Source organism: Pseudonocardia yunnanensis (assembly GCF_039534065.1).
Lineage (GTDB): Bacteria > Actinomycetota > Actinomycetes > Mycobacteriales > Pseudonocardiaceae > Pseudonocardia > Pseudonocardia yunnanensis.
On sequence record NZ_BAAAUS010000030.1, the window covers coordinates 172218 to 196059 of the forward strand.

The 23842-nt window shown below is 73.1% G+C and carries 20 protein-coding genes; 7 read left to right on the forward strand and 13 right to left on the reverse strand.

Translation table 11 applies throughout. From position 1 onward, the window contains the following. Nucleotides 1–10 precede the first annotated feature (10 nt). From ABD743_RS27995 to rimP, 5 genes are all read right to left on the reverse strand, one after another. On the reverse strand, nucleotides 11–310 hold the full coding sequence (locus ABD743_RS27995) for a DUF503 domain-containing protein (protein ID WP_344725334.1): 300 nt from the start codon (nucleotides 308–310) through the stop codon (nucleotides 11–13). 62 nt (nucleotides 311–372) lie between these two features. Then, nucleotides 373–3513 carry a translation initiation factor IF-2 gene (gene infB, locus ABD743_RS28000; protein WP_344725335.1) on the reverse strand — a complete coding sequence of 1047 codons (3141 nt, stop codon included), beginning with the start codon at nucleotides 3511–3513 and terminating at the stop codon, nucleotides 373–375. A 182-nt stretch (nucleotides 3514–3695) separates the two neighbouring features. Further along, entirely contained in the window at nucleotides 3696–4154 is a 459-nt protein-coding gene (locus tag ABD743_RS44595) for a YlxR family protein (RefSeq protein ID WP_379659104.1), read from the reverse strand. After that, nucleotides 4079–5098 (reverse strand): transcription termination factor NusA, encoded by a 1020-nt coding sequence (nusA, locus tag ABD743_RS28010; RefSeq protein WP_344725336.1) that lies wholly within the window; start codon nucleotides 5096–5098, stop codon nucleotides 4079–4081. The genes ABD743_RS44595 and nusA overlap by 76 nt, the downstream gene beginning before the upstream one ends. Continuing rightward, nucleotides 5095–5637, reverse strand: a complete 543-nt coding sequence (gene rimP / locus ABD743_RS28015; protein WP_344725337.1) for a ribosome maturation factor RimP — start codon at nucleotides 5635–5637, stop codon at nucleotides 5095–5097. Before rimP ends, nusA begins: the two co-directional genes overlap by 4 nt. A gap of 150 nt (nucleotides 5638–5787) precedes the next feature. On the opposite strand from rimP, the gene ABD743_RS28020 reads away from it, so the two are divergent. Both ABD743_RS28020 and ABD743_RS28025 read left to right on the forward strand, forming a co-directional pair. Then, entirely contained in the window at nucleotides 5788–6261 is a 474-nt protein-coding gene (locus ABD743_RS28020) for a hypothetical protein (protein WP_344725338.1), read from the forward strand. Then, entirely contained in the window at nucleotides 6258–6725 is a 468-nt protein-coding gene (locus ABD743_RS28025; RefSeq protein WP_344725339.1) for a ferritin-like domain-containing protein, read from the forward strand. Before ABD743_RS28020 ends, ABD743_RS28025 begins: the two co-directional genes overlap by 4 nt. Before the next feature lie 21 nt (nucleotides 6726–6746). Here the strand turns inward: ABD743_RS28025 and ABD743_RS28030 are convergent, their stop codons facing one another. Then, complete coding sequence (locus ABD743_RS28030; protein WP_344725340.1) at nucleotides 6747–7769, reverse strand: aminotransferase class V-fold PLP-dependent enzyme; 1023 nt, start codon at nucleotides 7767–7769, stop codon at nucleotides 6747–6749. Between the two features lie 19 nt (nucleotides 7770–7788). On the opposite strand from ABD743_RS28030, the gene ABD743_RS28035 reads away from it, so the two are divergent. After that, nucleotides 7789–8199, forward strand: a complete 411-nt coding sequence (locus ABD743_RS28035; RefSeq protein ID WP_344725341.1) for a secondary thiamine-phosphate synthase enzyme YjbQ — start codon at nucleotides 7789–7791, stop codon at nucleotides 8197–8199. A gap of 29 nt (nucleotides 8200–8228) precedes the next feature. Further along, on the forward strand, nucleotides 8229–9524 hold the full coding sequence (locus ABD743_RS28040; protein WP_344725342.1) for a DUF8017 domain-containing protein: 1296 nt from the start codon (nucleotides 8229–8231) through the stop codon (nucleotides 9522–9524). 38 nt (nucleotides 9525–9562) lie between these two features. Here the strand turns inward: ABD743_RS28040 and ABD743_RS28045 are convergent, their stop codons facing one another. From ABD743_RS28045 to ABD743_RS28075, 7 genes are all read right to left on the reverse strand, one after another. After that, nucleotides 9563–12937, reverse strand: coding sequence for an FHA domain-containing protein (locus tag ABD743_RS28045; protein WP_344725343.1), 3375 nt, complete (start codon nucleotides 12935–12937; stop codon nucleotides 9563–9565). 269 nt (nucleotides 12938–13206) lie between these two features. After that, the gene (locus tag ABD743_RS28050; protein WP_344725344.1) at nucleotides 13207–14955 is read right to left on the reverse strand and encodes a proline--tRNA ligase; all 1749 of its coding nucleotides are present in this window, start codon (nucleotides 14953–14955) and stop codon (nucleotides 13207–13209) included. A gap of 90 nt (nucleotides 14956–15045) precedes the next feature. Next, entirely contained in the window at nucleotides 15046–15498 is a 453-nt protein-coding gene (locus ABD743_RS28055; protein WP_344725345.1) for a cytidine/deoxycytidylate deaminase family protein, read from the reverse strand. Continuing rightward, nucleotides 15491–16177, reverse strand: coding sequence for a RibD family protein (locus ABD743_RS28060; protein ID WP_344725346.1), 687 nt, complete (start codon nucleotides 16175–16177; stop codon nucleotides 15491–15493). Before ABD743_RS28060 ends, ABD743_RS28055 begins: the two co-directional genes overlap by 8 nt. Nucleotides 16178–16289: 112 nt before the next feature. After that, nucleotides 16290–17135, reverse strand: a complete 846-nt coding sequence (locus ABD743_RS28065; protein ID WP_344725347.1) for an SMP-30/gluconolactonase/LRE family protein — start codon at nucleotides 17133–17135, stop codon at nucleotides 16290–16292. An 80-nt stretch (nucleotides 17136–17215) separates the two neighbouring features. After that, the gene (gene metX, locus ABD743_RS28070; protein ID WP_344725348.1) at nucleotides 17216–18367 is read right to left on the reverse strand and encodes a homoserine O-acetyltransferase MetX; all 1152 of its coding nucleotides are present in this window, start codon (nucleotides 18365–18367) and stop codon (nucleotides 17216–17218) included. Nucleotides 18368–18375: 8 nt separating this feature from the next. After that, a complete protein-coding gene (locus ABD743_RS28075) occupies nucleotides 18376–19689 on the reverse strand; it encodes a bifunctional o-acetylhomoserine/o-acetylserine sulfhydrylase (RefSeq protein WP_344725349.1) in 1314 nt (437 codons plus the stop codon). 501 nt (nucleotides 19690–20190) lie between these two features. On the opposite strand from ABD743_RS28075, the gene yaaA reads away from it, so the two are divergent. From yaaA to ABD743_RS28090, 3 genes are all read left to right on the forward strand, one after another. Next, on the forward strand, nucleotides 20191–20940 hold the full coding sequence (gene yaaA / locus ABD743_RS28080) for a peroxide stress protein YaaA (RefSeq protein WP_344725350.1): 750 nt from the start codon (nucleotides 20191–20193) through the stop codon (nucleotides 20938–20940). 212 nt (nucleotides 20941–21152) lie between these two features. Further along, nucleotides 21153–22109 carry a serine protein kinase RIO gene (locus tag ABD743_RS28085; RefSeq protein ID WP_344725351.1) on the forward strand — a complete coding sequence of 319 codons (957 nt, stop codon included), beginning with the start codon at nucleotides 21153–21155 and terminating at the stop codon, nucleotides 22107–22109. 361 nt (nucleotides 22110–22470) lie between these two features. Then, complete coding sequence (locus tag ABD743_RS28090) at nucleotides 22471–23769, forward strand: DEAD/DEAH box helicase (RefSeq protein WP_344725434.1); 1299 nt, start codon at nucleotides 22471–22473, stop codon at nucleotides 23767–23769. Nucleotides 23770–23842 lie beyond the last annotated feature (73 nt).

Genomic DNA, 23842 nt, shown 5'->3' on the forward strand with positions numbered 1-23842 from the left:
CTTAGGAGTCCTACGACTCATCGTCGGGGCGCATCATGCGCTGCCGGGCGGAGAGCAGCTCCAACTCGGGTCGGGCGGCGACCAGCCGCTCGCACCGGTCGAGCACCTCCGTGACGTGCTGGTGGTCGGCAGCCACGCAACTGACCCCGAGCAGCGCACGGCGGTGCAGGTCGAGATGGCCTGCCTCGGCGACCGCCACCTCGAACCTGCGGCGCAGCTCGCTCAGCACGGGCCGGACGACCGACCGCTTCTCCTTGAGGGAATGGACGTCTCCTAGCAGCACGTCCAGTTCCAGCGCTCCGACGAACATGGGATCTCCACGATCGAACCGACGACGGGGGGACCGGTGATCACCGGTCCCCCCACGCCGCGTCAGCTCCTCGGCTTCTCGCGCATCTCGAAGGTCTCGACGACGTCGCCGACCTTGATGTCGCTGTAGGTGCCGAGGGTGAAACCGCACTCGAAGCCCTCGCGGACCTCGACCACGTCGTCCTTGAACCGCCGCAGCGAGCTGATCGGCAGGTTCTCGGCCACCACCACGTTGTCGCGCAGCAGGCGGCCACGCGCGTTGCGGCGGATCTCGCCGGACATGACCAGCGCACCGGCGATGGTGCCGAACCGGGAGGACTTGAAGACCTCGCGGACCTCCGCGCGGCCCAGCTCGACCTCCTCGAACTCCGGCTTGAGCATGCCCCGCAGAGCCTGCTCGATCTCCTCGATGGCCTGGTAGATCACCGTGTAGTACCGGATCTCCACGCCCTCGCGGTTGGCGAGCTCGGTGGCCTTGCCCTCGGCCCGGACGTTGAAGCCCAGGACGATGACGTTGTCGGCGATGGCGAGGTTGATATCGCCCTCGGTGATGCCACCGACGCCGCGGTGGATGACCCGCAGCTCGACGTCGTCGCCCACCTCGATCTTCATGAGCGCGTCCTCGAGGGCCTCGACGGTACCCGAGTTGTCACCCTTGATGATCAGGTTGAGGGTGTTGGTCTCCTTCAGCGCGGCGTCAAGGTCCTCGAGGCTGACGCGCTTGCGGCGGCTCGCCAGCTCGGCGTTGCGCTCGCGAGCGCGCCGCCGGTCGGCGATCTGCCGGGCCACGCGGTCCTCGTCGACGACGAGGAACGTGTCGCCCGCGCCGGGCACCGAGGTGAACCCGATGACCTGCACCGGCCGCGACGGGAGGGCCTCCTCCACGTCGTTGCCGAACTCGTCGAGCATCCGCCGGACGCGGCCTGAGGCGTCGCCGGCCACCACCGAGTCGCCGACCCGCAGCGTGCCGCGCTGAACCAGCACGGTGGCCACGGGACCACGACCGCGGTCGAGGTGCGCCTCGATCGCGACGCCCTGGGCCTCCATGTTGGGGTTGGCCCGCAGGTCGAGCGCGGCGTCGGCGGTGAGCAGGATCGCCTCGAGCAGCTGGTCGATGTTGATGTTCTCCCGTGCGGAGATGTCCACGAACATCGTCTCGCCGCCGTACTCCTCGGCGACCAGCCCGTACTCGGTGAGCTGCTGGCGGATCTTGGCGGGGTTGGCCCCCTCCTTGTCGATCTTGTTGACCGCGACCACGATCGGCACGTCGGCCGCCTGGGCGTGGTTGATCGCCTCCACCGTCTGCGGCATCACGCCGTCGTCGGCCGCGACCACGATGACCGCGATGTCCGTCGACTTGGCACCGCGGGCACGCATGGCGGTGAACGCCTCGTGACCCGGGGTGTCGATGAACGTGATGGGCCGCTCGACGCCCTCGAGCTCGGTGAGCACCTGGTAGGCACCGATGTGCTGGGTGATGCCACCGGCCTCGCCCTCCGCGACGTTCGCCTTGCGGATGGTGTCGAGGAGTCGCGTCTTTCCGTGGTCGACGTGACCCATGACGGTGACGACCGGCGGGCGGACGACCAGGTCCTCCTCGCCACCGGCGTCCTCGCCGTAGGAGATGGAGAAGCTGTCGAGCAGCTCGCGGTCCTCCTCCTCCGGGCTGACGACCTGGACGTTGTAGTTCATCTCGGTGCCGAGCAGCTCGAGCACCTCGTCGGCGACGGATGCCGTGGCCGTGACCATCTCACCGAGGTGGAACAGCACCTGCACCAGCGAGGCCGGGTTGGCGCCGATCTTGTCGGCGAAGTCGGTGAGCGACGCACCACGCGGGAGCTTGATCGTCTCGCCGTGGCCCTTCGGCAGGCGGACGCCGCCGACCGAGGGAGCCTGCATCGAGTCGAACTCCTGGCGCTTCTGCCGCTTCGACTTGCGGCCCTTGCGAGCCGGTCCACCGGGACGGCCGAACGCACCCGCGGCTCCACCGCGACCGCGACCACCGCCACCACCGGGACGACCACCACCGCCGCCACCGGGACCGCTGCGGAAACCGCCACCGGCCGGAGCGCCGCCGCCACCGGGACCACCGGGACCACCGCCGCCACCGGGGCGGAAGCCACCGCCGCCGGGACGACCACCGGGACCACCGGGACGTCCTCCACCCGGACCACCCGGGCGACCACCGCCGGGACCACCACGGCCGCCACCGGGACCACCACCCGGACCGCCACGCCCTGCGGGCGGGCGGGCGGGCATCATGCCGGGGTTCGGGCGCGGCGGCATGTTGCCGGGCGACGGGGGACGCGGGCCTGCGCGGCCGGGCTCACCGGGACGCGGGCCACCGGGACGCGGACCGCCGCCCGGACGCGGAGCGTTCTGGCTCGGGCCGGCCTGCCCCGGGCTGCCACCCTGGCCCTGGCCACCCTGCGCCGGACCCTGCCCAGGAGCGGGCGGGCCGGGACGGGGCGGGGCGGGACGCGGCGGAGCGCCGGAACCGACACCGAACGGGTTGTTGCCCACCCGGGGCGTGCGCGGGCCCGGACGCGGACCGCTCGGACGCGGAGGCACGACGGCGGCACCCGCGTCGGCGGCGGCCGGTCGCTGCTGGCCACCCTGCGCCGGCCCCTGCGGACCGGGCGGCTGTGCACGACCGGGCTGACCCGGGCCGGGCCGAGGCCCGGGACCGGGCGCGGGCTTGGTGGCGGGCTGTGCGGGCGCCGATGCGGCGGGCGCCGATGCAGCGGGCGCCTGGGCGGCCGGACGCTGAGGCCGCTCCGGCTCCTGCCGGGGCGGCACGGCCGAAGGACCGGGCCGAGGACCCGGACGTGGGCCGGCCGGACGCGGACGGTCCGGCGCCCCCGCGGGCGACGGAGCAGCCGGGGCGGACGGCGCCGACGGCGCGGACGCCGCAGGGGCCGACGGGCGCGGACCTGGGACGGGACCGCGCGAGGGCTGCGACGGGCGCGGCGGAACCGCGGCCGGGCTGGCACCACCACCGGGGCGCTGCCTGCCTCCACCGCGACGACCACCGGAGTCGCTGCCGTTGGACATCGACTCACGAAGCTTGCGGGCCACGGGGGCCTCAACGGTCGAGGACGGGGACTTCACGTACTCGCCGAGATCCTGCAATTTGCTCAGTACTTGCTTGCTGCTGACTCCGAGCTCCTTGGCGAGCTCATGTACGCGGGCCTTGCCTGCCACTGCACTCCTTGTTTGTCGGAGGCCGGCGGCGGTACCCGCTCGACCTCGAACCTAGTGTCGAAGCACGTTCATGGTGCGATCTTCACGACTGGCTCATGACGGGTCGACCTTGCTTCCTCGTGTGACGGACCCGGGTCTTTCCCGGACCCCGCTCGCGGTACTGCCCATCTGCATTGCATCGTTCACGTGCTCGCTCCGACCTCACACTCGATTCTGGCCCGTACCGGACCGGTGTCCAGCGGACCCGGGACGCGCAGCGCCCGCGGGAACGCCGAGCGCCGCTCGGCACGGTCCAGGCACTCCGAAGCCGGATGCAACCATGCACCTCGCCCGGGAAGCCGCCGCCGTGGGTCAGGGGTGAGGACCCCATCCACCACGACGACCCGCAACAGACCGTCGACCACCGATCGGCTTCGGCATCCTATGCAGGTCCGGACGGGTCCCGCCGCGGATCGCGGATCCGGGGTGGGCGTCGGACGAGCGAGGGCCGAATTCGAGCTGTGGGCCGAGGTGGAGTGTAGCGCAGCAGTGTGATTCGTTCCGCCCTCGCGGGGTGCCTCGCGGATCAGCCGACCGACTCCGACTCTGGCGCATCCACAGCCCCCCGAGGATCGGCGTCGCTGCGGATGTCGATCCTCCATCCGGTGAGCCGGGCCGCCAACCGGGCGTTCTGACCTTCCTTGCCGATCGCCAGCGACAGCTGGAAGTCGGGCACGACCACCCGCGCGGTCTTCGTGCGCGCGTCGAGGACCGTGACCGACACCACTTTGGACGGCGAGAGGGCGTTGCCCACAAAGGTCGCCGGGTCGTCGGACCAGTCGATGATGTCGATCTTCTCCCCGGCCAGCTCGCTCATGACCCCGCGCACCCTCGCCCCGACCGGGCCGATGCAGGCGCCCTTGGGGTTGACGCCCGGCACGGTGGACCGGACGGCGATCTTCGAGCGGTGTCCGGCCTCCCGGGCCACGGCGACGATCTCCACGGACCCGTCGACGATCTCCGGTACCTCAAGCGCGAAGAGCTTGCGCACGAGGTTGGGATGCGTTCTGCTCAACGTGATCTGCGTCCCACGCATTCCCCGCGTCACGCCGACCACGTAGCAGCGGATCCGTGAGCCGTGCTCGTACTTCTCACCAGGGACCTGCTCGGCCTGTGGCAGCACGCCTTCGGTCTGCGGGCTCAGCTGGACGATCACCACGCCACGGGCGTTGGCGCGGGCGTCGCGCTGAATGACGCCCGCGACGATCTCGCCCTCCTTCGCCGCGAACTCGCCGTAGGTGCGCTCGTGCTCGGCGTCGCGCAGGCGCTGCACGATCACCTGGCGCGCGGTGGTGGCCGCGATCCGGCCGAAGCCCTCAGGGGTGTCGTCCCATTCGGACGCGACAGCCCCGTCCGAGCCGACCTCCTGGGCCATCACGCGGACCGCGCCCGTCTTGCGATCGATGTCGATGCGCGCGTGGGGCTGGTGGCCGTCCGTGTGTTTGTAGGCGGTGAGAAGGGCGGTCTCGATGGCTTCGATGACCGTTTCGAAGGGGATGTCCTTCTCGCGCTCGATGGTGCGCAGCGCCGCGATGTCGACGTTCATGCCGTGTCCTCCTCAGGTGGCTCGGACGCCCCCTGCAGCAGCTGCAGCTCGGCCTCCGGCGCGGGCCGGAACTCCACCTGGACGCCGGCGTGTTCCACGTCGGCGTAGCGCAGCCCGCGCAACTCGCCGTCGACGAGGACGGTGACGGCCTCCTCGCCTGCCGGGCCGACCCGGCCCGTGAACGTGTCGCCCTCGCGCGTGCGGACCGCGACCTGACGCAGGTGCGCCCGGCGCCAGTGCCGGGGACCCGTCAGAGGCCGGTCGACGCCCGGTGAGGTGACCTCGAGGGTGTAGGAGCCGGGGATGAGGTGCTCGTGCTGGTCCAGCTCGGCCGAGACGGCCCGGGACAGCTGCGCGATGTCGTCGAGCCCGATGCCGGATTCGGAGTCCACCACGACCTTGATGGTGTGACGACGGCCCGCGGAGCGCACGTCGAGCTGGTCCAGCTCGAATCCGGCATCCCGGACAATCGGTTCCAGCACGCCGTGCAGCTGTCCGGGCGGCTGCCCGGCTTCCTGCGCGGGGCGGGGGGAGGGCATCGGATGACTCCTGCTCGTTTCGGTTCTCTCCGCCTGCGCGGCAGCGGCGGATGTCGCTGGGCGGGTGCGGTGAGTTTGCCAGGGTATCGCGCCCGGCCCTCACAGCGGCCTGGCAGGATATGGCCGTAACGCGCTGCGTGAGGAGTTTCCGTGCGAGAGCATCCCGGGTCTGCTTCAGCACCCGGGATCACCCGTCGCCAGTTGATCACCGGTCTCCTCCTTCTCCCACCCGCCCTGGCCGGTTGCGCGATCGGCACGAGCACGCAATCAGGCCCCGATCCACTGATCGCGCTCGCCGACGCCGCCCGCAGCGACGTGGCGCTGGCTGCCACGGCCCTCGCGTCCACTCCCGCCCTCGCCCCGCGGATCCAGCCGTTGGTCGACGCACGCACCGCGCACGCCCAGGCCCTCGACGCCGAGGTGGCCCGCCTCGACCCATCGCAGCCCAGCCGGCCACCGGCCCAGGCCACCGCCCGCACCGTCACGCTCGCCGAGGTACGCGACGCGGTCCTCGCCTCCGGACAGTCGGCCGCCGCCGCGGCGCTCACCCTGCCCCCCGATCGCGTCGGGCTCGTCGCCTCGGTGGCAGCGTGCTGCGCGGCCTACGCACAGGTGCTCAGATGAGCGGCACACCGCCGACCGGAGCGATCGGGATCGACAAGGCCGCAGTGGACGCACTGCAGGACGCGCTCGCGGCCGAGCACGCTGCCGTCTGGTGCTACACGCTCATCCCCGCGTTCCTGCCCGCCGACCAGGTATCGACTGCCCGTGCCGACGCCGACGCGCACCGGGCGGTGCGCGGGCAGCTCGAGCAGACGCTCAGCGACCTCGGTGTCCAGCCCGTCTCGGCCCAGCCCGCGTACCAGACACCGAAGCCGGTCGTCGACGGGCCGTCCGCGGCGGCGCTCGCGGTCGTCGCGGAGACCGACGCGCTGGCGGCGTGGCGCTCGGTGGTGGAGCGCACCAGCGATCGCTCGCTCCGCCAGGCCGCGCTCGACGTCCTCACGAATGGCACGCTGCGCTGCGCGGTGTGGCGCGCGGTCACGAAGGACCAGCCCTCGATCCTGGTCTTCCCGGGCAGCGCCTGACGTCCAGGGCCGGTCGAGCCGTCAGCCGGTGAGGGCGTCGAGAGCCCGGTCGCGGTCGGCGTCGGTGTTGTAGAGGTGGAACGCCAGGCGCGCGGCTCCGGCGCGTCCGCTCGCCACCACCCCGGCCGCGGTCAGGCGGTCCATCGCCCCGGGCGTACGGACGGCGACGATCGCGGATTCCGCGGGCTCCATCCCGAGGGCGGCCCGGAACCCGTTCGCGAGGCCCACGCAGTGGGCGTGCACGGCCGCGCGGTCGAGCCCGGCGAGCCACGGCAGGGCTACAGCCGCGCCAGCCTGGCAGTACCAGGCCGGCGACGTGTCGAGGGACCGGGCGTCGGGGGCCAGCTGCATCGGCAGCCCGTAGATGTTCCCCCACCGGTCCGCTGCGGCGTACCACCCGGCCTGGTGGGGCACGACCTCGAACCCGGGGCCTACGGCCATCCACGCCACCCCGCGCGGGGTGAGCAGCCACTTGTACGCAGCCGAGACCACGACGTCGGCCCAGCCGAGGTCGGCGTCGAACCAGCCGAGCGCCTGGGTGGCGTCCAGCACCACCCTCGTGCCTCCCGCCTGCGCGGCCCGCAGGGCGTCGAGGTCGACGACGCCACCGTCGGCGGACTGCACGACGCTCACCGCGACGAGGTCGTACTCCCCTGCCAGGTCCCCCAGCTTCCCGAGCTCGGCCTCCGTGACGGTCACACCGCGTGCGGCTTGGGCCGCGAAAGGCCAGGTCACGCTGGTGAACTCGCCCGAAGCGACGAGCACCCGGGTTCCGTCGGGAACGCTCGCGGCGATCAGCCCCAGCAGCGGTGACACCGCCGAGCCGATCGCCACTCGGCCCGCATCCACACCGACGAGCTTGCCGAAGGCGGCACGGGCGACCTCCACGGGCTCGTCGAACTCGCCCGGCCGCCCGCCACCGGTGCGCCACCCCCGGATCGCGGCCTCGACGGCGTCGGCGACCGCCACCGAGGGGATCCCGATGCCGGCGGTGTTGAGGTAACCGGAGGGGACGTCGAACTGCTGACCGAAGGCGCTGCGCATGTACAGGGACACTACGAGAATGGACAGCCAGCTGATCGAGATCAGGACCGGCGGTCGCGAGGCCGTGGTGGACCTGACCGACGAGATCGCCGCCTTCCTGCGTTCCGTCGACGCCCGTGAGGGCCTTCTGAACGTGTGGGTTCCGCACGCGACCGCCGGCCTCGCGGTGATCGAGACCGGCGCCGGCAGCGACACCGACCTGCTCGCCGCGCTGCGCGACCTGCTTCCCGCCGACGAGCGCTGGCGGCACCGGCACGGAAGCCCCGGCCACGGCCGCGACCACGTCCTGCCCGCGATCATCGCGCCGTCGATGTCCGTCCCGGTGCTCGACGGACGCACCGCCCTCGGGACCTGGCAGTCGGTCTGCCTCGTGGACACGAACGGTGACAACCCCGTGCGCTCGGTCAGGCTGTCGTTCCTCACCGGATGAGCCGAAAGGCGTACAACTACCCTTGATCCGTGACGACGACCGGTGGAGCCCACCCGCCGCAGCCTGGGCCCGACGACCAGCGACCGAGCGGGGCGACCGCGCCGCCGGAGCCCGGTTCACACGCCGGCTCCCCGGACGCCACGCCTGACGCAGCACCCGACGCAGCGCCCGAGACCGGGCCTCGGTCCGTGCCGGAAACGGGGCCCCAGCCCGTCTCCGAGACCGGACCCCAACCGGTTACCGGGACCGCGCCCTACCCCGTCCCCGAGACCGGGCCTCAGCCCCTCCCCGATGCGGGGCCCGAGCCCGCACCTGGCGCAGGGCAGGGCGGGACGGGAGACAACACGGTCTGGATCGCGCCGTCGCAGGCCGCGCCGGAGACGGCGCCGTGGGGTATGCCCGCCGTCGACGCGCCACCGCCGCCCGGGGACGCCAGGGCGTGGGGGCCGCCCACCCCGCCCGCGCCGTGGGGCCCCGCGCCGCCCCCGCCCGGACCGGCGGGGCAATCGTGGCCCGGCGGACCCGGCGCCGGGCCGTCGCCCTGGGCGGGCCCGACATCGGGTCAGCCCGCAGGATCGTGGCAGCCGCCGGCACCGGGACAGCAGCCCTGGCCCGGTCAGCAGCCGTGGTCCGACCCCGCACCTGCAGCGGCGCCCGCCGGCCCGACCCGCCGCAACCGCACCACGGTGGTCGCGATGATCGCTGTGGGCGCGCTCGTGCTCGCCGGGCTCGGCGTCGCCGGCTACCTGCTGCTCAAACCGGGCGGCACCGCGGCGGCAGGGCCGATGACCCCGATCCAGACCCCCACCCTCAGCTACGCCGTGCCCACGGACTGGACGCAGGGTGGCGAACCGCTGACCAACCCGTTCGGGCTGACCTTCGCCGGCGTGGCCAGAGGCCCCGAGTACGAGTGCGCAGGCCGGTCCTTCGTCCGCGGGATCGTCGCGAGCGCAGTGCTGCCGGGAACGGTCTCGCTCACGTCCTTGCCCGCGCTCGCGCAGGGCCTGGCGCAGGCTTTCTACACGCCACCGGACGGCTCGCGCCCGGACGTCAGCGCGAGCAATGCGCAGACCATCGACGTCGGCGGCATTCAGGGCAACCTCGTGGAGGCCACGGCGCACACGGCCACGGACGACGGATGCCTCGCGACCGAGGGCACGGTTCTCGTGCTCGCCGTGCCGACCTCCGGGCCGGACGGGCGGCCCGCGATGGCACTGCTCGTGGTGAACGGGGACGACGCGGGTGGGCCGCCCGACGCTCCCCCGTCACCGACCCGTGCGGCGCTCGACGCGATCGTGGCGAGCGCCCGGCCCACCACCATCTGACCGGCCACCCGGTCGGCCCGCGACAGGGCCGACCGGGGTCAGCGCACCCCGGGCGGCGCCTCGAACAGGAACGTCCGCCCACCCAGCCGCACCCGCGTGCCCGGCACCAGCCACCGTGACTGCCGGGCCGGGAGCGGTGTCCACGCCGACTCGCCCGGGCCGGCCACGAACGTGCCGTTGCGGGATCCGGAGTCGACGAGCAGCACGTCCCAGCCGTTGAGGCGGATCTCGGCGTGCACCCGCGACACCGCGCCGGACGGGTCCTCGATGAGAAGGGAACGCAACGAGCCTGCGCGCACCCGTGGATCGGCTTCCGGCATGCGGCCCACGAGATGGTCGGCGTCGACGGTGTGGGTGACCCCGTCGTCGAAGATCAGCATGCCCAGCGGCGGACGCGGGCCGGACACGAGCTCGCCACCGCCCTCCTCCACCCGGGCGCCGCACGACAGGCAGAACTGCGCCCGCGGGTCGTTGAGGTGGCCGCGCGGGCAGAGATGGCCTCGGACCTGCGGTGTGTCGGTCGCAGCGGAACCTGCCTCGGCCACGTCCCCGCCGGGGGCGCTGGTGGCGAGGGCCTCGGCGGACGCGACGCCGACGGTGGCCGGCTCGGCCTCCTGCGATCGTGCCGGTTCGGCCTGCACGACCCCGAGCACCCGTTCGGCCCGTAGCTGGGTCTGCGTCGTCGATCCAGGGGCGACAGCCTGCCCTGCCTGAGCGGGGGCGCCACCACCCCCCTTCTGCGCGGCAGCGGATTCGTCGGCTTCGGGCCTGCCGTGCCGGGGTCGTCCCTGCCGTGAGGGAGCGGCGGCCTCGGCGATGTCGGTGTTGCTCGCGAACCACTGGTCGGACTCGGGCTGTGACGACTCGGCCCCGCCGGCGGCGGGGCGGCGGCGCGGGAGGTCGGCGAGGGGATGGACGGAACCCACGCTGGTCTCGTCGATCGCCGGGGTGGCGGCACCACCGGCGGTCTCCCGCGGTACCAGCCGGGACACGACGGCGACGCCGCCGCCCGACCCTGCCTCTGCGCCGGCCGGGTCGCGCACGTCCGGCTGAGCACCGGACCCGCCGTCGGTGAGGGCCTTGTCGGCCCGTCCCTGGTCGCCACGGCCGTCACCGGACCGACCCGGGTCAGCATTCCGGACATCAGCACCGTGCATATCGGCGCTGCGGATGTCGGCGCTGCGCGGACCGCCGCCGGAGGTACCGCGACGCGCCTCCGCCTTGCCCGTGCCCGAGGACCCGTTCCGGCCCGAAGAGCCTCGGCCCGCGTCGCCACGGTCGGTGCCGGGAGCTCCCCGCTCCGCACGGTCTCCTTGTCCGCCGCGCTGTGCGGCGGGGCCCGAGCCGGTGCGGGCCGATGCTGCGCCCGTTGCGGAGCCTCCCGACCCGGCTCTGCCCGTTTCGCCGCCACGCGTGGCACGGCCGGTGTCGGTCCGGCCCGGCGGAGGGCTCTGCTTCGCTGCGTTCGACTCGGACCCGTTCACGACGGCGCCGGTCGAGCCGGCACCGCCCGCCCCGGCGCCGGTCGACCCGATCCGGTTCGTCCCGGCACCGTTCGTCCCGGCACCGTTGGCAACAGCACCGTTCGCCGCAGCACCGTTGGCCGCGGCGCCAGTCGCTCCGGCACCGTTCGCCGCACGGTTCGAACCCGAGCCGTTGGCTCCGGCACCGGTCGAGCCGGCCCAGTTCACCCCGGCATCGATCGAGGCGGCACCGGTCGACCCCGTGCGATTCGCCCCGGCGCCGTTCACAGCGGCACGGTTCGAGCCGGAACCTGTCGAGCTCACGCGGCCCGATCCGGCGCTTCTCGACTCGCCGCCGCCTGCGCGGCCCGCATCGGCACCGTCGGGGACGACGGGACCGGAGTCATCGCTGGGCCGGGTATCACGGCGGCCGGCAGCGGTAGAGGTCGAATCCGATCCCGTACGGGCTCCGCGCTCGTCGATCCCCGGCGTCGCGGCGCCCGGCTCGCCGGCATCGGCGTCGGCGCCACCTGGAGCACTGCCGTCCGGAGCAGTGTCGCCCGGAGCGCCCCGTCCCTTCCCGAAACCGCCCGATCCACTGCGGGCCGATGCCCGTGCCTGCGCTTCGGCCGCGGCGGAGCGGGCGGTGTGGCCGGACTGGCCGCGCTCGCGCTCCTCCCTGCGGGGATCGGCCTCGCCCACCGGTCGCAGGGCGCTCCTGCCCGCCCCGGCCTCCGCGGCCGCGGCGCGGCGCTCCTCGGCCGGCGGGGCCGAGCCGTTCAGGCTCGTCGTCGTGGCGGGATCGCGCACCTCGCCGCCGGACGTGTCGCGTTCGGACTCGCGGCCTGCGGAACCGAGCAGGGCCGCCTCGCTCTCGGCGGCCGCCGCGCCCGGTGGACCACCGTCATCGGCTCGTCCGCCATCGGAGTCGTCGCGGCTCGCCCCGTCGTCCGTGCCACCCCGTTCGGGACCCTCGAAGTCGCGGCTCCCGACCGCCCGCAGCACGGACCCGTTGGCACCGAGGCCGCCCCGGCTCGCACCGGATCGCCCCGTCCGTCCGCGGCGGGTGCCGGACGGGCCACTCGACCGGTCGGGACCGGTGCGCCGGGTGGTGGTGGGCCATCCCGCGCCGCTCAGCCCGGAACTCGTGCGGCCGGTGGCGGAACCATTGCCGCCGGACCGGCTGTCGCCGAGGTCGCCGCCGAGGACGTCACCGCCCGACAGGTCACCACTCAGGACGTCGCCGACCGTGGCGTCGCGGCCGCCGAGCACCCCGCGCCAGATGGGGCTGTCCTCGGCGAGGCCGTCGACGGGCTGCCGGAACGTCGGACGGCTCGTGGCGAGCGGCCCGGTGTCGGTCATGCTCCACGGGGAACGCTCGAGCTCACCCGGGACGTCCACGAGGTCGGGCCACGTGGGCTCGGGCGTGCGCCGCGGGGCGATCTCCCCCGCCGTGTCACCACCCGAGTTGCGCCGGACCTGCACCAGCACCGCCCCGGCGCCCGGCACCACGCCGGAGCGCAGGTCGTGGACGCCGTCCACGAGGTCGGCCGGGACGGGGCTGCCCTCGAGCACGAGCACACCCGGGGTGTCCTGGCGCGACAGCAGCCGGTCGGTCCAGGTGGCGGCGTCGGCGCCGGACAGTTCGATCCCGCTGCCAGGGACGACCAGCCCGACCGAGCCGAACAGGAACACCGCCCACTGGTCGCCGCTGATCGCGACGGTGCCGAACCTCAGGCCCGAGCCCGGCGCGTCGGGCCCGCCGAGCCACATCGCCAGGCGCCGAGCCACGGTGCGGCCGGGATCCGGACCCGCAGTGGACGCGCACACGTCCAAGAGGCGGCGCAGTACGGCGCGGTCCTCGCACTCGGCTACGCAGATCAGGCCGGGCCAGCGCCCGACCACCCCGCCACCGGGCACCACGGCGGCCCGTAGCGCGTCGAACTCCATTCGGGTCTACCTCCTCCCGCGGAACCGCCGGGCGCACGATCTGCCGACGGCGAGGGGCACGGCACAGGTCCGGATCCGAGCGTCACGCGTGGGGAGCGCCGCTGGACCGTCGTGCCGCAGCCTCGCGTCCGCTGCGTCGAGCACCGGCAGACCGCGTTCACGGCGACGCGGGGGATCAGGGTTGCTCACGCATACCCGTCCTCTCGCACCGCCCGACGTCACACGGGCACAGAAGATCATGTGCAGCGCCGACCCGCCAGAGTCGATCGCTACTGCTTTCGCACCAGATCGGCGAGTTGTTCCACTGCGCCGTTCAGCGGTATCTCGATTCGGTCACCGCTGCGTCTGTCCTTCACCTCGACGACCCCGTTCGCGAGCCCGCGACCGACGACGACGATGGTCGGGATGCCGATCAGCTCGGCGTCGGCGAACTTGACCCCGGGCGACGCCTTGCGGTCGTCGAGCATGACCCGCAGGCCCGCCGCCTCGAGATCGGCGGCCAACTGCTCGCCGCCTGCCACGATCTCGTCGGTCTTCCCGGCGATGACGACGTGCACGTCCGCCGGGGCGACGCCGCGCGGCCAGATCAGGCCCGACTCGTCGTAGCTCTGCTCCGCGATGACCGCCACGAGCCGGGAGACACCGACCCCGTAGGAGCCCATCGTGATCCGCACGGGCTTGCCGTCGGGCCCGAGGGCGTCGAGACCGGCTGCGTCGGCGTACTTGCGGCCGAGTTGGAACACGTGACCGATCTCGATGCCACGGGCCGCCTCAAGCGGGCCCGAGCCGTCGGGAGCGGGGTCGCCCTCGCGCACCTCGGCCGCCTCGACCGTGCCGTCCGGGGTGAAGTCACGCCCGCACACGAGGTCGACGACGTGGTGGTCGATCTTGTCCGCGCCGGTGACCCACGCCGTGCCGGGGACGATCCGGGGATCGACCAGGTAGCGCACGCCGTTGGCGGCCAGCGCTCCCGGCCCGATGTAGCCCTTGACCAAGAAAGGGTGCTTCGCGAAGTCGGACTCGTCGAGCAGCGCGACCTCTGCGGGTTCGAGCGAGGCCTCCAGACGCTTCATGTCGACCTCGCGGTCTCCCGGCACGCCCACCCCGAGCAGGGTCCACTCGGCCGCCCCCGGGCGCCGCGTCTTGACCAGCACGTTCTTGAGCGTGTCGGCTGCGGTGAAGGTGCGGCCCAGACCGGCGTTGTTCAGGAACGCCACGAGCGTCTCGATCGTGGGGGTGTCGGGTGTGTGGTGGGCCTGCGCCGGGGGCAGTCCCTCGATCGGCCGGGCGGGAGGCGCGGGCGTGGTGACGGCCTCGACGTTGGCCGCGTACCCACCGGGGCTGCTGACGAACGTGTCCTCGCCGGTGGGCGCCACCGCCAGGAACTCCTCGGAGGCCGAACCGCCCATCGCCCCGGACGTGGCCTTCACGATGACGTACTTCAGCCCGAGCCGGTCGAAGATCCGGACGTAGGCGGCGCGGTGCAGCCGGTAGGACTCGGCGAGGCCCTCGTCGGTGAGGTCGAAGGAGTAGGAGTCCTTCATCAGGAACTCACGGCCGCGCAGGATGCCCGCACGCGGACGCGCCTCGTCCCGGTACTTGTTCTGGATCTGGTAGAGCATCACCGGGTAGTCCTTGTAGGACGAGTACTCGCCCTTGACCAGCTGGGTGAAGAGCTCTTCGTGCGTGGGGCCGAGAAGGTAGTCGTTGCCCCTGCGGTCCTTGAGCCGGAACAGGTTGGGGCCGTACTCGGTCCAGCGGCCCGTGGCCTCGTAGGGCTCGCGCGGCAGCAATGCCGGGAAGTGGATCTCCTGGGCGCCGATGGCGTCCATCTCCTCGCGCACCACCTGCTCGATCGCGCGCAGCACCCTCAGCCCGAGCGGCAGCCAGGAGTAGATCCCCGGCGCGACGCGTCGGACGTAGCCGGCGCGGACGAGCAGCTTGTGGCTCGGCACTTCCGCGTCGGCCGGGTCCTCGCGCAGGGTCCGCAGGAACAGCGACGACATCCGGGTCAACACCTGGGAAAGGGTAGCGACGACCCGCGGCCCGAGTGCCCCCGGCGTCCCCCGTCCCGCCGTCGCGACGCGCCGGGCCGTGCCTGCGGGCTCTCAGCCGGCCAGCAGGTGCCGGTTCACCGCGCGGACCTCCTCGGCGAGCTCGGGCACCTCGACTACCTCCAGGCCTGCCGCACGCAGCAGTTCCGCGCCCTCGCAGTCGACGAAGATGGACGGCTCCCGCCAGGCGAACACCACCCGCTCCACCCCCGCGGCGAGGATCAGCTCCGTGCAGGTCCGTGGGCGAGACGCCCGGACGCTGCACGGTTCGAGCGAGCTGTAGACGGTGGTGCCGGGCGGGGCCCGCCAGCCGCGGCCGAGCGAGGCGAGGGCGGCCTCCTCGGCGTGGTCGTGAGAGTCGTGCATCCGCGACCAGCCCTCGGCGAGCACGGTGGCGTCCCCGGCCACCACGAGCGCGCCGACCGAGAACGCCGTGGCCGACGGCGGGCTCCGGTGCGCCAGCTCGATGGCCCGCGTGAGCAACGCGCAGTCGTCGAGGTCACTCACGACTGCCCTCCAGCACGTAGTGCAGCAGTACCTGGTCGCCGATCGGGCGCGCCTCGGCGAGCCGCATGCGATGCGCGCTGTCGTGCGGGAACCGCGCGGGGCCGACGAACCGCGGGGCGTCGGCGTCGCCGACGAAGAAGGGGGCGACGACCAGGTGCAGCTCGTCGACCACGCCCGCGCTGAGGAAGAGCGTGTGCATCGTCGTGCCGCCCTCGACGAGCAGCCGGTGCACCCCGCGCGCGGCGAGGTCGCCCAGCACGCGGTGCAGGTCGAGGGGGTCGCCCGCCCCCACCACATCGGCCACGTGCGCCAGCCGTTCGGTGGCCGGCCCCAGCCCGCTCGACGGCACGTAGACGACACGGCCGGTATCGCCGGTCGTGAACACCCGCGCTTCCGGGTCGAGGTCACCTCGGCTGCTGATCACGACCTTGAGCAGCTGCGCCTGCCTGCCCGCCGCGACACGTGCGGCGACCCGCTCCTGCGAGCGGACCAGCAGGCGCGGGTCGTCCCTGCGGACCGTCGTGGCGCCTACCAGAATCGCGTCCACACTCGCCCGCACCTCGTCGACGCGGTCCCAGTCGGCGTCGTCGGATAGCACGAGACGCTGGGGCGACGCGTCGTCGATGCAGCCGTCCACCGACATCGCGGCGGACAGCAGGACGGTCGGACGCTCGTGCACGAACCGATCCTGCCGGACCCGGCCGCAGACCATCGACCGCCAGTGGGCAATGGCACCGTGGGTGTCGTCCCGGTTCCGCGAGAAGGCCACTCCTCCGCCACGGAACCGCAGGTCACACGCCCGGCACGGCCACGCGGAGGGCCAGCACCTTCGCCTCACGGGAATGGCGCCGATCCCGTTCATGGAATCCGGGCGCCGTGCACAGGAAGAGGGTCCGCCGGTCCACGCCACCCAGCGCGCACGCGTAGACGCCGGTCCCCGGCTCCACCACCTGCACGATCTCGCCGCCCTCGCGCACCCGGATGGCCCGGTTGCCCGCTGGGTCGGCCACCCAGATCGCGCCTTCGGCGTCGGCACAGATGCCGTCGGGCGCGACACGGCCGCGCGCGGGATCCCACGCCGCCCAGTCGCGGCGCGGGCCGAGCGTGCCGTCGGGCGCGATGTCGAAGGCGCTCAGCCTGTTGCCGTTCGTCTCGCCCACCACGAGGACGTCCCCGATGACCACCGATCCGTTGGGGAACTTCAGGCCCTGGGTGGCGACGTTCGTCGTTCCGTCCGGGTCGACCCTCACGAGCGGCGCCGGACGCGCCTGCTCCCCCGCCATCAGGTCATAACCGAAGTTCCCGACATAGGCGCGGCCCTGCGGGTCGACGACCATGTCGTTGCACCAGCCGGTGGCGATGTGGGACAGGTCGGCGTGCTCGACGAGGGTGCCGTCGGGCTCACGGCGCAACACCCGCCGATCGCGCATCGACACCACCAGCAGGCGTCCGTCGGGCAGCCAGCCGGTGCCGGACGCGCCTGCCGGTACCTCCGCCTCCACGCGGGGCTCACCCGGCGGGTCGACGGACACCACGACGCCCATGAAGAAGTCGGAGAGCCAGAGCCGCCCGTCGTGCCAGCGCGGGCCCTCCAGGAAGGCGTACTTCTCCACAACGACCGAGAGATCGACAGACATGAGGTAGTCCTAGCCCCGGTCACGAGAGCCGACCATGGCTCGCGCCACAGAACTCGCCCCCTGAGCCTTCCGCGTTTCCACTACCGGATCGCGCGCTCCATCAACTCCGTGACGAGCGATCCCACGGTCAGCGACTCGATGAGGAACCCGTCATGGCCGTACGGGGAGTCGATGAGGCGCAGCGGACCGGCACCCGGGATACCGGCGGCAAGCTCCGCCTGCTGCTCGGGCGGGTACAGCCGGTCGGAGCTGATCGCGGCGACGAGCGTGCGGGCCCTCACCCGCGCGAGGCCCGCCGCCACACCACCGCGGCCGCGCCCCACGTCGTGGGCGTTCATCATCTCGGTGAGCCGCACGTAGGACCCCGCGTCGAAGCGCCACACGAGCTTGGCCGCGTGGTGGTCGAGGTAGGACTCCACCGCGTAACGGCCGCCGTCGAACGGGTTCTCGTCGTCCTGCGCCCGGCGACCGAAGCGCTCACCCAGCTCGTAGGCACTGCGGTAGCTCAGGTGCGCCATCCGGCGCGCGATCCCCAGCCCCACGTGCGGGCCCTGCCCGGGCGGGGCGTGGTGGTAGTCGCCCCCGCGCCATCCGGGGTCGCTGCGGATGGCCGCCAGCTGCGGAGCCGCCCAGCCGATCTGGTCGGCCGTGGTGGCCGCGGGACTCGCCACCAGGAAGAGCCGGTCCACCCGGTCGGGCTCGGTGGCCGCCCACTCGAGCGCGCGCATGCCACCCATCGACCCGCCGACCACGCAGGCCCACCGCTCCACGCCGAGGGCGTCCGCGAGGACGGTCTCGGAGGCCACGGAGTCGCGAGGCGTCACCAGCGGGAAACGACTCCCCCACGGCCGACCGTCGGGCGCCGTCGAGGCGGGTCCGGTGCTGCCCTGGCAGCCGCCGACGACGTTGGGCGCCACCACGAACCAGTCGGCGGGGTCCAGGGCACGCCCGGCCCCGATGAGTCCCTCCCACCATCCGGCGGTCGGGTGGCCCTCCTGGGCCGGGCCGCTGATGTGGCTGTCGCCGGTGAGCGCGTGCAGCACCAGGACGGCATTGGACGCGTCCGCGTTGAGGGTGCCCCACGTCTCGTACGCGATGCGGACGCCGGGCAGCTCGCCGCCCGCCTCCAAGCGCAGCGGCCTGGACAGCTCCACCCACTGACGGCGTCCGGGATGATCCCCCTCCCGCCACGCACCCGTGGCGGGAGGAAGCTCGGTCTCTACTAGAGTCACCCCTCCGCTCAAGCTCCCTTGGCCGCGCGGAAGCCCGCGTCGAGATCGGCCTTGAGGTCCTCGATCCCCTCCAGACCCACCGACAGGCGCACCAGCCCAGGCGTCACCCCGGTGGCGAGCTGCTCCTCGCCGGAGAGCTGGCTGTGGGTGGTGCTGGCCGGGTGGATCACCAGGCTGCGGACGTCGCCGATGTTGGCGAGGTGGCTGTGCAGCTCCAGCGCGTCGACGAACCTGCGCCCGGCCTCCACACCACCCTGGATGTCGAACGCCACCACGGCGCCCGCGCCGCGCGGCAGGTACCGCTGCCCGGCCTCGTACCACGGGCTCGACGGCAGCCCGGCGTAGTAGACCTTCTCCACCTCGTCGCGCTGCTCCAGCCACTGGGCGAGCGCCTGCGCGTTCTGCACGTGGCGCTCCATCCGCAGCGACAACGTCTCGATGCCCTGGATCAGCAGGAAGCTGTTCTGCGGGGAGATCGCCGGGCCGAGGTCACGCAGCAGCTGGACGCGCAACTTGATGATGTAGGACTGCGGGCCGAGCGCGTCCCAGTAGTTCAGGCCGTGGTAGCTCGGGTCCGGGGTGGTCAGTCCGGGGTAGCGCTCGGCGTGGTCGCCCCAGGCGAACTTCCCGGAGTCGACGACGATGCCGCCGATCGCGGTGCCGTGACCGCCCAGGAACTTGGTGGCCGAGTGCACCACGATGTCGGCGCCGTGCTCGATCGGACGCAGCAGGTAGGGCGTGGGCACCGTGTTGTCGACGACCAGCGGAACACCCACCTCGTGCGCCGTGTCCGCCACCCCCCGGATGTCCAGGACGTTGCCGCGGGGGTTGCCCAGTGTCTCGGCGTAGAACGCCTTCGTGTTGGGCCGCACGGCGGCGCGCCACGCGTCGAGGTCGTCGGGGTTCTCGACGAACGAGACCTCGATGCCCAGCTTCGGGAACGTGTAGTGGAACAGGTTGTAGGTGCCGCCGTAGAGCGAGGCACTGGAGACGATGTGGTCGCCTGCCTCCGCGATGTTCAGCAGCGCGAGCGTCTGTGCGGCCTGCCCGGACGCGAAGGCGACGGCGGCGATGCCGCCCTCGAGCGCCGCGACGCGCTGCTCGAGCACGTCCTGCGTGGGGTTCATGATCCGCGTGTAGATGTTGCCGAGCTCGGTGAGCCCGAAGAGCGCGGCGGCGTGCTCGGTGTCGCGGAAGGTGTACGACGTGGTCTGGTAGATCGGGGTCGCGCGCGCACCGGTCGTGGGGTCGGACGTGGCGCCGGCGTGCACCTGCTTGGTCTCGAAGGACCAGGCGGCCGTCGGGTCGGGGGTGTCGGACACAGTTCTCTCCCTTGAGTTCGGGTGATGTCGAAACAGCGACCGAGAGTCGCCGGAGGGCCGAGTCAGCGGCCGCGACAGGCCGCGCTCGTGACCCGCATGTAGTCGACATGCCGGCGCGCCACGAGGCAGATCACGCGGTGGACCGTAACGGGGAGGTCATCTGCGCACAACCTGTCACCCATGGGCCACTCGACCGGGTGACCCGGGCCACTACCCGGCGGTGCGGACCAGCCGTCTGCTGATCGTCCGCGATCTCGCTGCAGGCCTCTTGCCGGCCTCGTCGCCGGGACCGTCCCTGACGGGGCCGAGGTGCGGCCCGCCGTGGAAGCTCGCTGCGGAGGCCCTGTTCATGGCGTGTAGACGAGACCGGACGGCAGTGGTGTGACAGGTTCCGCACCCGGTAGATGCGTGTCACAGGGCGAAATCCCCGGCGTCGGGCCCACCGCAGGATCGCGGGCGGCTTGCGGGGAATACCGGCGGGCCCGCGCTAGCCTCGAAGGCGTGCTCGTCCTGCTACCTCCGTCGGAGACCAAGGTCTCGGGCGGCGACGGTCCGCCCCTGCGGCTGGATGCGCTCTCGCACCCCGAGCTCGACCCGGTGCGCAAGGAGCTGGTGAACGAGCTCGTCGACCTGGCCGCGGACGTGGCGGCGAGCCGTGGCGCCCTGGGTCTCTCGCCCAAGCAGGACGCCGAGGTGGCCCGCAACGCGGCGATCTTCGACTCCCCGACGATGCCGGCGCTGCACCGCTACACCGGAGTGCTCTACGACGCACTCGACGTCCGGTCGCTGCGCGGCGCCGCGGCCGAGCGGGCCAGGGCGCGTCTGGCCGTCGGGTCGGCGCTCTTCGGGCTGCTCCGCGCCGACGACCCGGTGCCTGCCTACCGGCTCTCCGCGGGCTCCGCGCTGCCCGACCGGCCCACCCTCGCCGCCCGCTGGAAGCCGGTGCTGGAGCCGGTGCTGGCCGGGATCGCCGCCGAGGAGCTGGTCGTCGACCTCCGGTCGGGCTCCTACGCCGCGCTGGGGCGGGTGCCCGGCGCGATCACCGTCACCGTGCTGGCCGAGCGCCCCGACGGTTCCCGCAGCGTGGTGAGCCACTTCAACAAGGCGCACAAGGGCAGGCTCGCCCGGCTGCTCGCCGGCACCCGCGCCGAACCCACCGACGCCGCCGCGGTGGCGACCATCGCCCGACGTGCCGGGATGCAGGTGGAGCGCGTGGGCACGCACGCCCTGGAGATCATCCTCGCGGCCTGACCCCGCGAGTCACTCGCGGGGCAGCCGGGAAAACGCGTTGCGCGGCCACATCGGCATCCGTCATCGTCGTCGCCGAGCAGCCGGAGTGTCGGCCCGAGGACAGGAGGAGGTGCGTCATGTCGATCGCTGTCCTGGACGTGGCCCGCCCCCGTCCGATCCCCGCCCCGCGCTGACACCTGCCCGCGGGGCGCCTCTTCTCAGGAGACCCCGCGTTGCGCGACCCCGAGCAGTTCACCGAACCATCCCGCAAGCGGCGCCGCCGCCGCTTCGACGACGACATCGACACCCACCCCCGTCGTGGCCCCCACACGGATCCCACCGATCTCGCCGCGCTCGACGAGCGCTTCGGCATCGATCCCGACGGGCCGCCCGAGGGCGATCGCTGGTCCACGTGGGACGGCGCCGAGCACGGTCCCGAGCCCCTGCCTGCGTGGGTGGTCACCGAACACGCCGCGGTCGACACCGAGCTCGGTGTGCTCAAGACCGGCAAGGAGGCAGACGTCCACCTCGTCGAGCGCGCCGTGCCGGGCACCGGCCGTCGCACGTTGATGGCGGCGAAGCGGTACCGCTCAGCCGAGCACCGGATGTTCCACCGCGACGCCGGCTACCTGGAGGGCAGGCGCGTCCGCCGCTCCCGCGAGATGCGGGCGATGGCGAACCGCACCGGCTTCGGCCGCGACCTGCTGGCCGGCCAGTGGGCCGGTGCCGAGTTCGCCGCGCTCGGCCGGCTCTGGTCCGCCGGCGTGGCGGTGCCCTACCCCGTGCAGGTCGACGGCACGGAGCTGCTGCTGGAATTCATCGGGACCGACGACGGGGCGGCCGCGCCACGGCTCGCCCAGCTGCGGCCCGACCCGCCGCAGCTGTGTGATCTCTGGCACCAGCTGGTGGACGCGCTGCTCGGGTTGGCCCGCCAGGGGCTCACCCACGGCGACCTGTCGGCGTACAACCTCCTGGTGCACGAGGGCAGGCTGGTGCTCATCGACCTGCCGCAGGTCGTCGACGTGATCGGCAACCCGCAGGGACCCGCCTTCCTCGCACGGGACGCGCAGCAGATGGCCGAATGGTTCATCGCGCACGGCCTATCGGCGGACGCCGGGCCCGCCACGCTGCTCGACGAGCTCCACACCGAGCTGGGAATGCCACCGGCCGCGGGAGCGTCGGACCGATAGGCCCGGCGGATCCGGGTCGGTCGGGTACTCAGCTAGGCTCGATCATGAGCGCCCGGCCGACCCGCTTCCCCATCGGGCGCACCCGCTTCACCCACCAGGGCGCGTTGTTGCGCCCGGGCTCGTCTCTGAGATCTCAGCCGCCGTCATCTCGGCGCTGCTTCTCCGTGCGACGTGCCACGTCCCGGAGGTTCGCTTGACATCCCCTTCCTCTCGCCGTGCCCAGTTCTCGGCGAACTCACGTTCCCGTCGCTCCGACGGTGGCCGTTCCCGCTCCCCACGTGGGCGTTCCCGCGCTCCCCAGGAGCGCCCCACTCTCGCCGCAGCACCCCCCGAGGTGCTCTGGACCGTCCCCGAGACGGGCATGCCGTCGTTCGCCGAGCTCGGCCTGCCCCAACCCGTCGTTCAGGCATTGACTGCGAACGGCTTCGTCGAGCCGTTCCCGATCCAGGCCGCGACCCTGCCCGACACGATCGCCGGGCGTGACCTGCTCGGCCGGGGCCAGACCGGCTCCGGCAAGACGCTGGCCTTCGGCCTCGCGCTGCTGTCCCGGCTCGCCGGTGGCCGTGCGCAGGCCCGCCGCCCCCGCGGCCTGGTCCTGGTTCCCACCCGGGAGCTCGCCCAGCAGGTGGTGGACGCGCTGGCGCCGTTCGCGAAGGCGCTCGGCCTGTCCATCACGTCAGTGGTCGGTGGCCTGTCGTTCAACCGGCAGGCGGCCGAGCTGCAGCGCGGCATCGACCTGCTCGTCGCCACGCCCGGCCGGCTCACCGACCACACCACGCAGCGCACCTGTGACCTGTCGGACGTCACCGTCACGGCAATCGACGAGGCCGACCGGATGGCCGACATGGGCTTCCTGCCCCAGGTGCGCAAGATCCTCGACCGCACGCCTGCCGACGGGCAGCGGCTGCTGTTCTCGGCCACGCTCGACGGTGACGTGGGCGCGCTGGTGCGCGAGTACCTGACCGACCCGGTCACCCGCTCGATCGCCTCGGCCACCGCGCAGGTGGAGACGATGGAGCACCACGTCCTCCTGGTCGAGGCCGCCGACAAGCCGCGGGTCGTCGCCGAGATCGCCGCCCGCGACGGGCGCACGATCCTCTTCGTGCGCACCAAGCACGGTGTCGACCGGCTCGTGCGGACGCTGCGGCGCGACGGCATCCACGCCGGCGCGCTCCACGGCGGCAAGGCGCAGAACGCCCGTAACCGCGCGATCTCCGACTTCAAGGACGGAAGCACCCCGGTGCTCGTGGCCACCGACGTGGCCGCGCGCGGCATCCACATCGACGACGTGAGCCTCGTCGTCCACGTGGACCCGCCGACCGACCCGAAGGACTACCTGCACCGCGCGGGCCGCACGGCCCGGGCAGGCGACTCGGGCACCGTCGTCACGATGGTGACGGCAGCCGAGCGGCGCGACGTCGACCGGCTCACCCGGCTCGCCGGAGTCCGTGCCACCAACACCGAGGTCCGTCCGGGCGACGCCGCGCTGGTGCGGATCACCGGTGCCCGTCCGCCGTCGGGCGTGCCGATCGTCGAGCCGCCGAAGCCGAAGCAGAACCCCCGGGGCAGCGGCGGCGGCCGACGGCCACGCGGCGGTGCGGTCCGCGCAGGGGCTGCCCGTTCGGGTGGCCGCGGACGCCGCGGCGACACGGCCGCCTGACCCGGCACCGATCACGAGGCGCAGCACCCCCCCGGGGGTGCTGCGCTTTTCGTTTCTCGAGGCGAAGGACGCC

What these genes read in the sequence shown, in the direction of transcription:
- ABD743_RS27995 (WP_344725334.1), bottom strand. Translation starts at nt 310, where the DNA reads ATGTTCGTCGGAGCGCTGGAACTGGACGTGCTGCTAGGAGACGTCCAT.
- ABD743_RS44595 (WP_379659104.1), bottom strand. Translation starts at nt 4,154, where the DNA reads ATGGAGGATCGACATCCGCAGCGACGCCGATCCTCGGGGGGCTGTGGA.
- nusA (WP_344725336.1), bottom strand. Translation starts at nt 5,098, where the DNA reads ATGAACGTCGACATCGCGGCGCTGCGCACCATCGAGCGCGAGAAGGAC.
- rimP (WP_344725337.1), bottom strand. Translation starts at nt 5,637, where the DNA reads ATGCCCTCCCCCCGCCCCGCGCAGGAAGCCGGGCAGCCGCCCGGACAG.
- ABD743_RS28025 (WP_344725339.1), top strand. Translation starts at nt 6,258, where the DNA reads ATGAGCGGCACACCGCCGACCGGAGCGATCGGGATCGACAAGGCCGCA.
- ABD743_RS28030 (WP_344725340.1), bottom strand. Translation starts at nt 7,769, where the DNA reads ATGCGCAGCGCCTTCGGTCAGCAGTTCGACGTCCCCTCCGGTTACCTC.
- ABD743_RS28035 (WP_344725341.1), top strand. Translation starts at nt 7,789, where the DNA reads ATGGACAGCCAGCTGATCGAGATCAGGACCGGCGGTCGCGAGGCCGTG.
- ABD743_RS28045 (WP_344725343.1), bottom strand. Translation starts at nt 12,937, where the DNA reads ATGGAGTTCGACGCGCTACGGGCCGCCGTGGTGCCCGGTGGCGGGGTG.
- ABD743_RS28065 (WP_344725347.1), bottom strand. Translation starts at nt 17,135, where the DNA reads ATGTCTGTCGATCTCTCGGTCGTTGTGGAGAAGTACGCCTTCCTGGAG.
- ABD743_RS28090 (WP_344725434.1), top strand. Translation starts at nt 22,471, where the DNA reads ATGCCGTCGTTCGCCGAGCTCGGCCTGCCCCAACCCGTCGTTCAGGCA.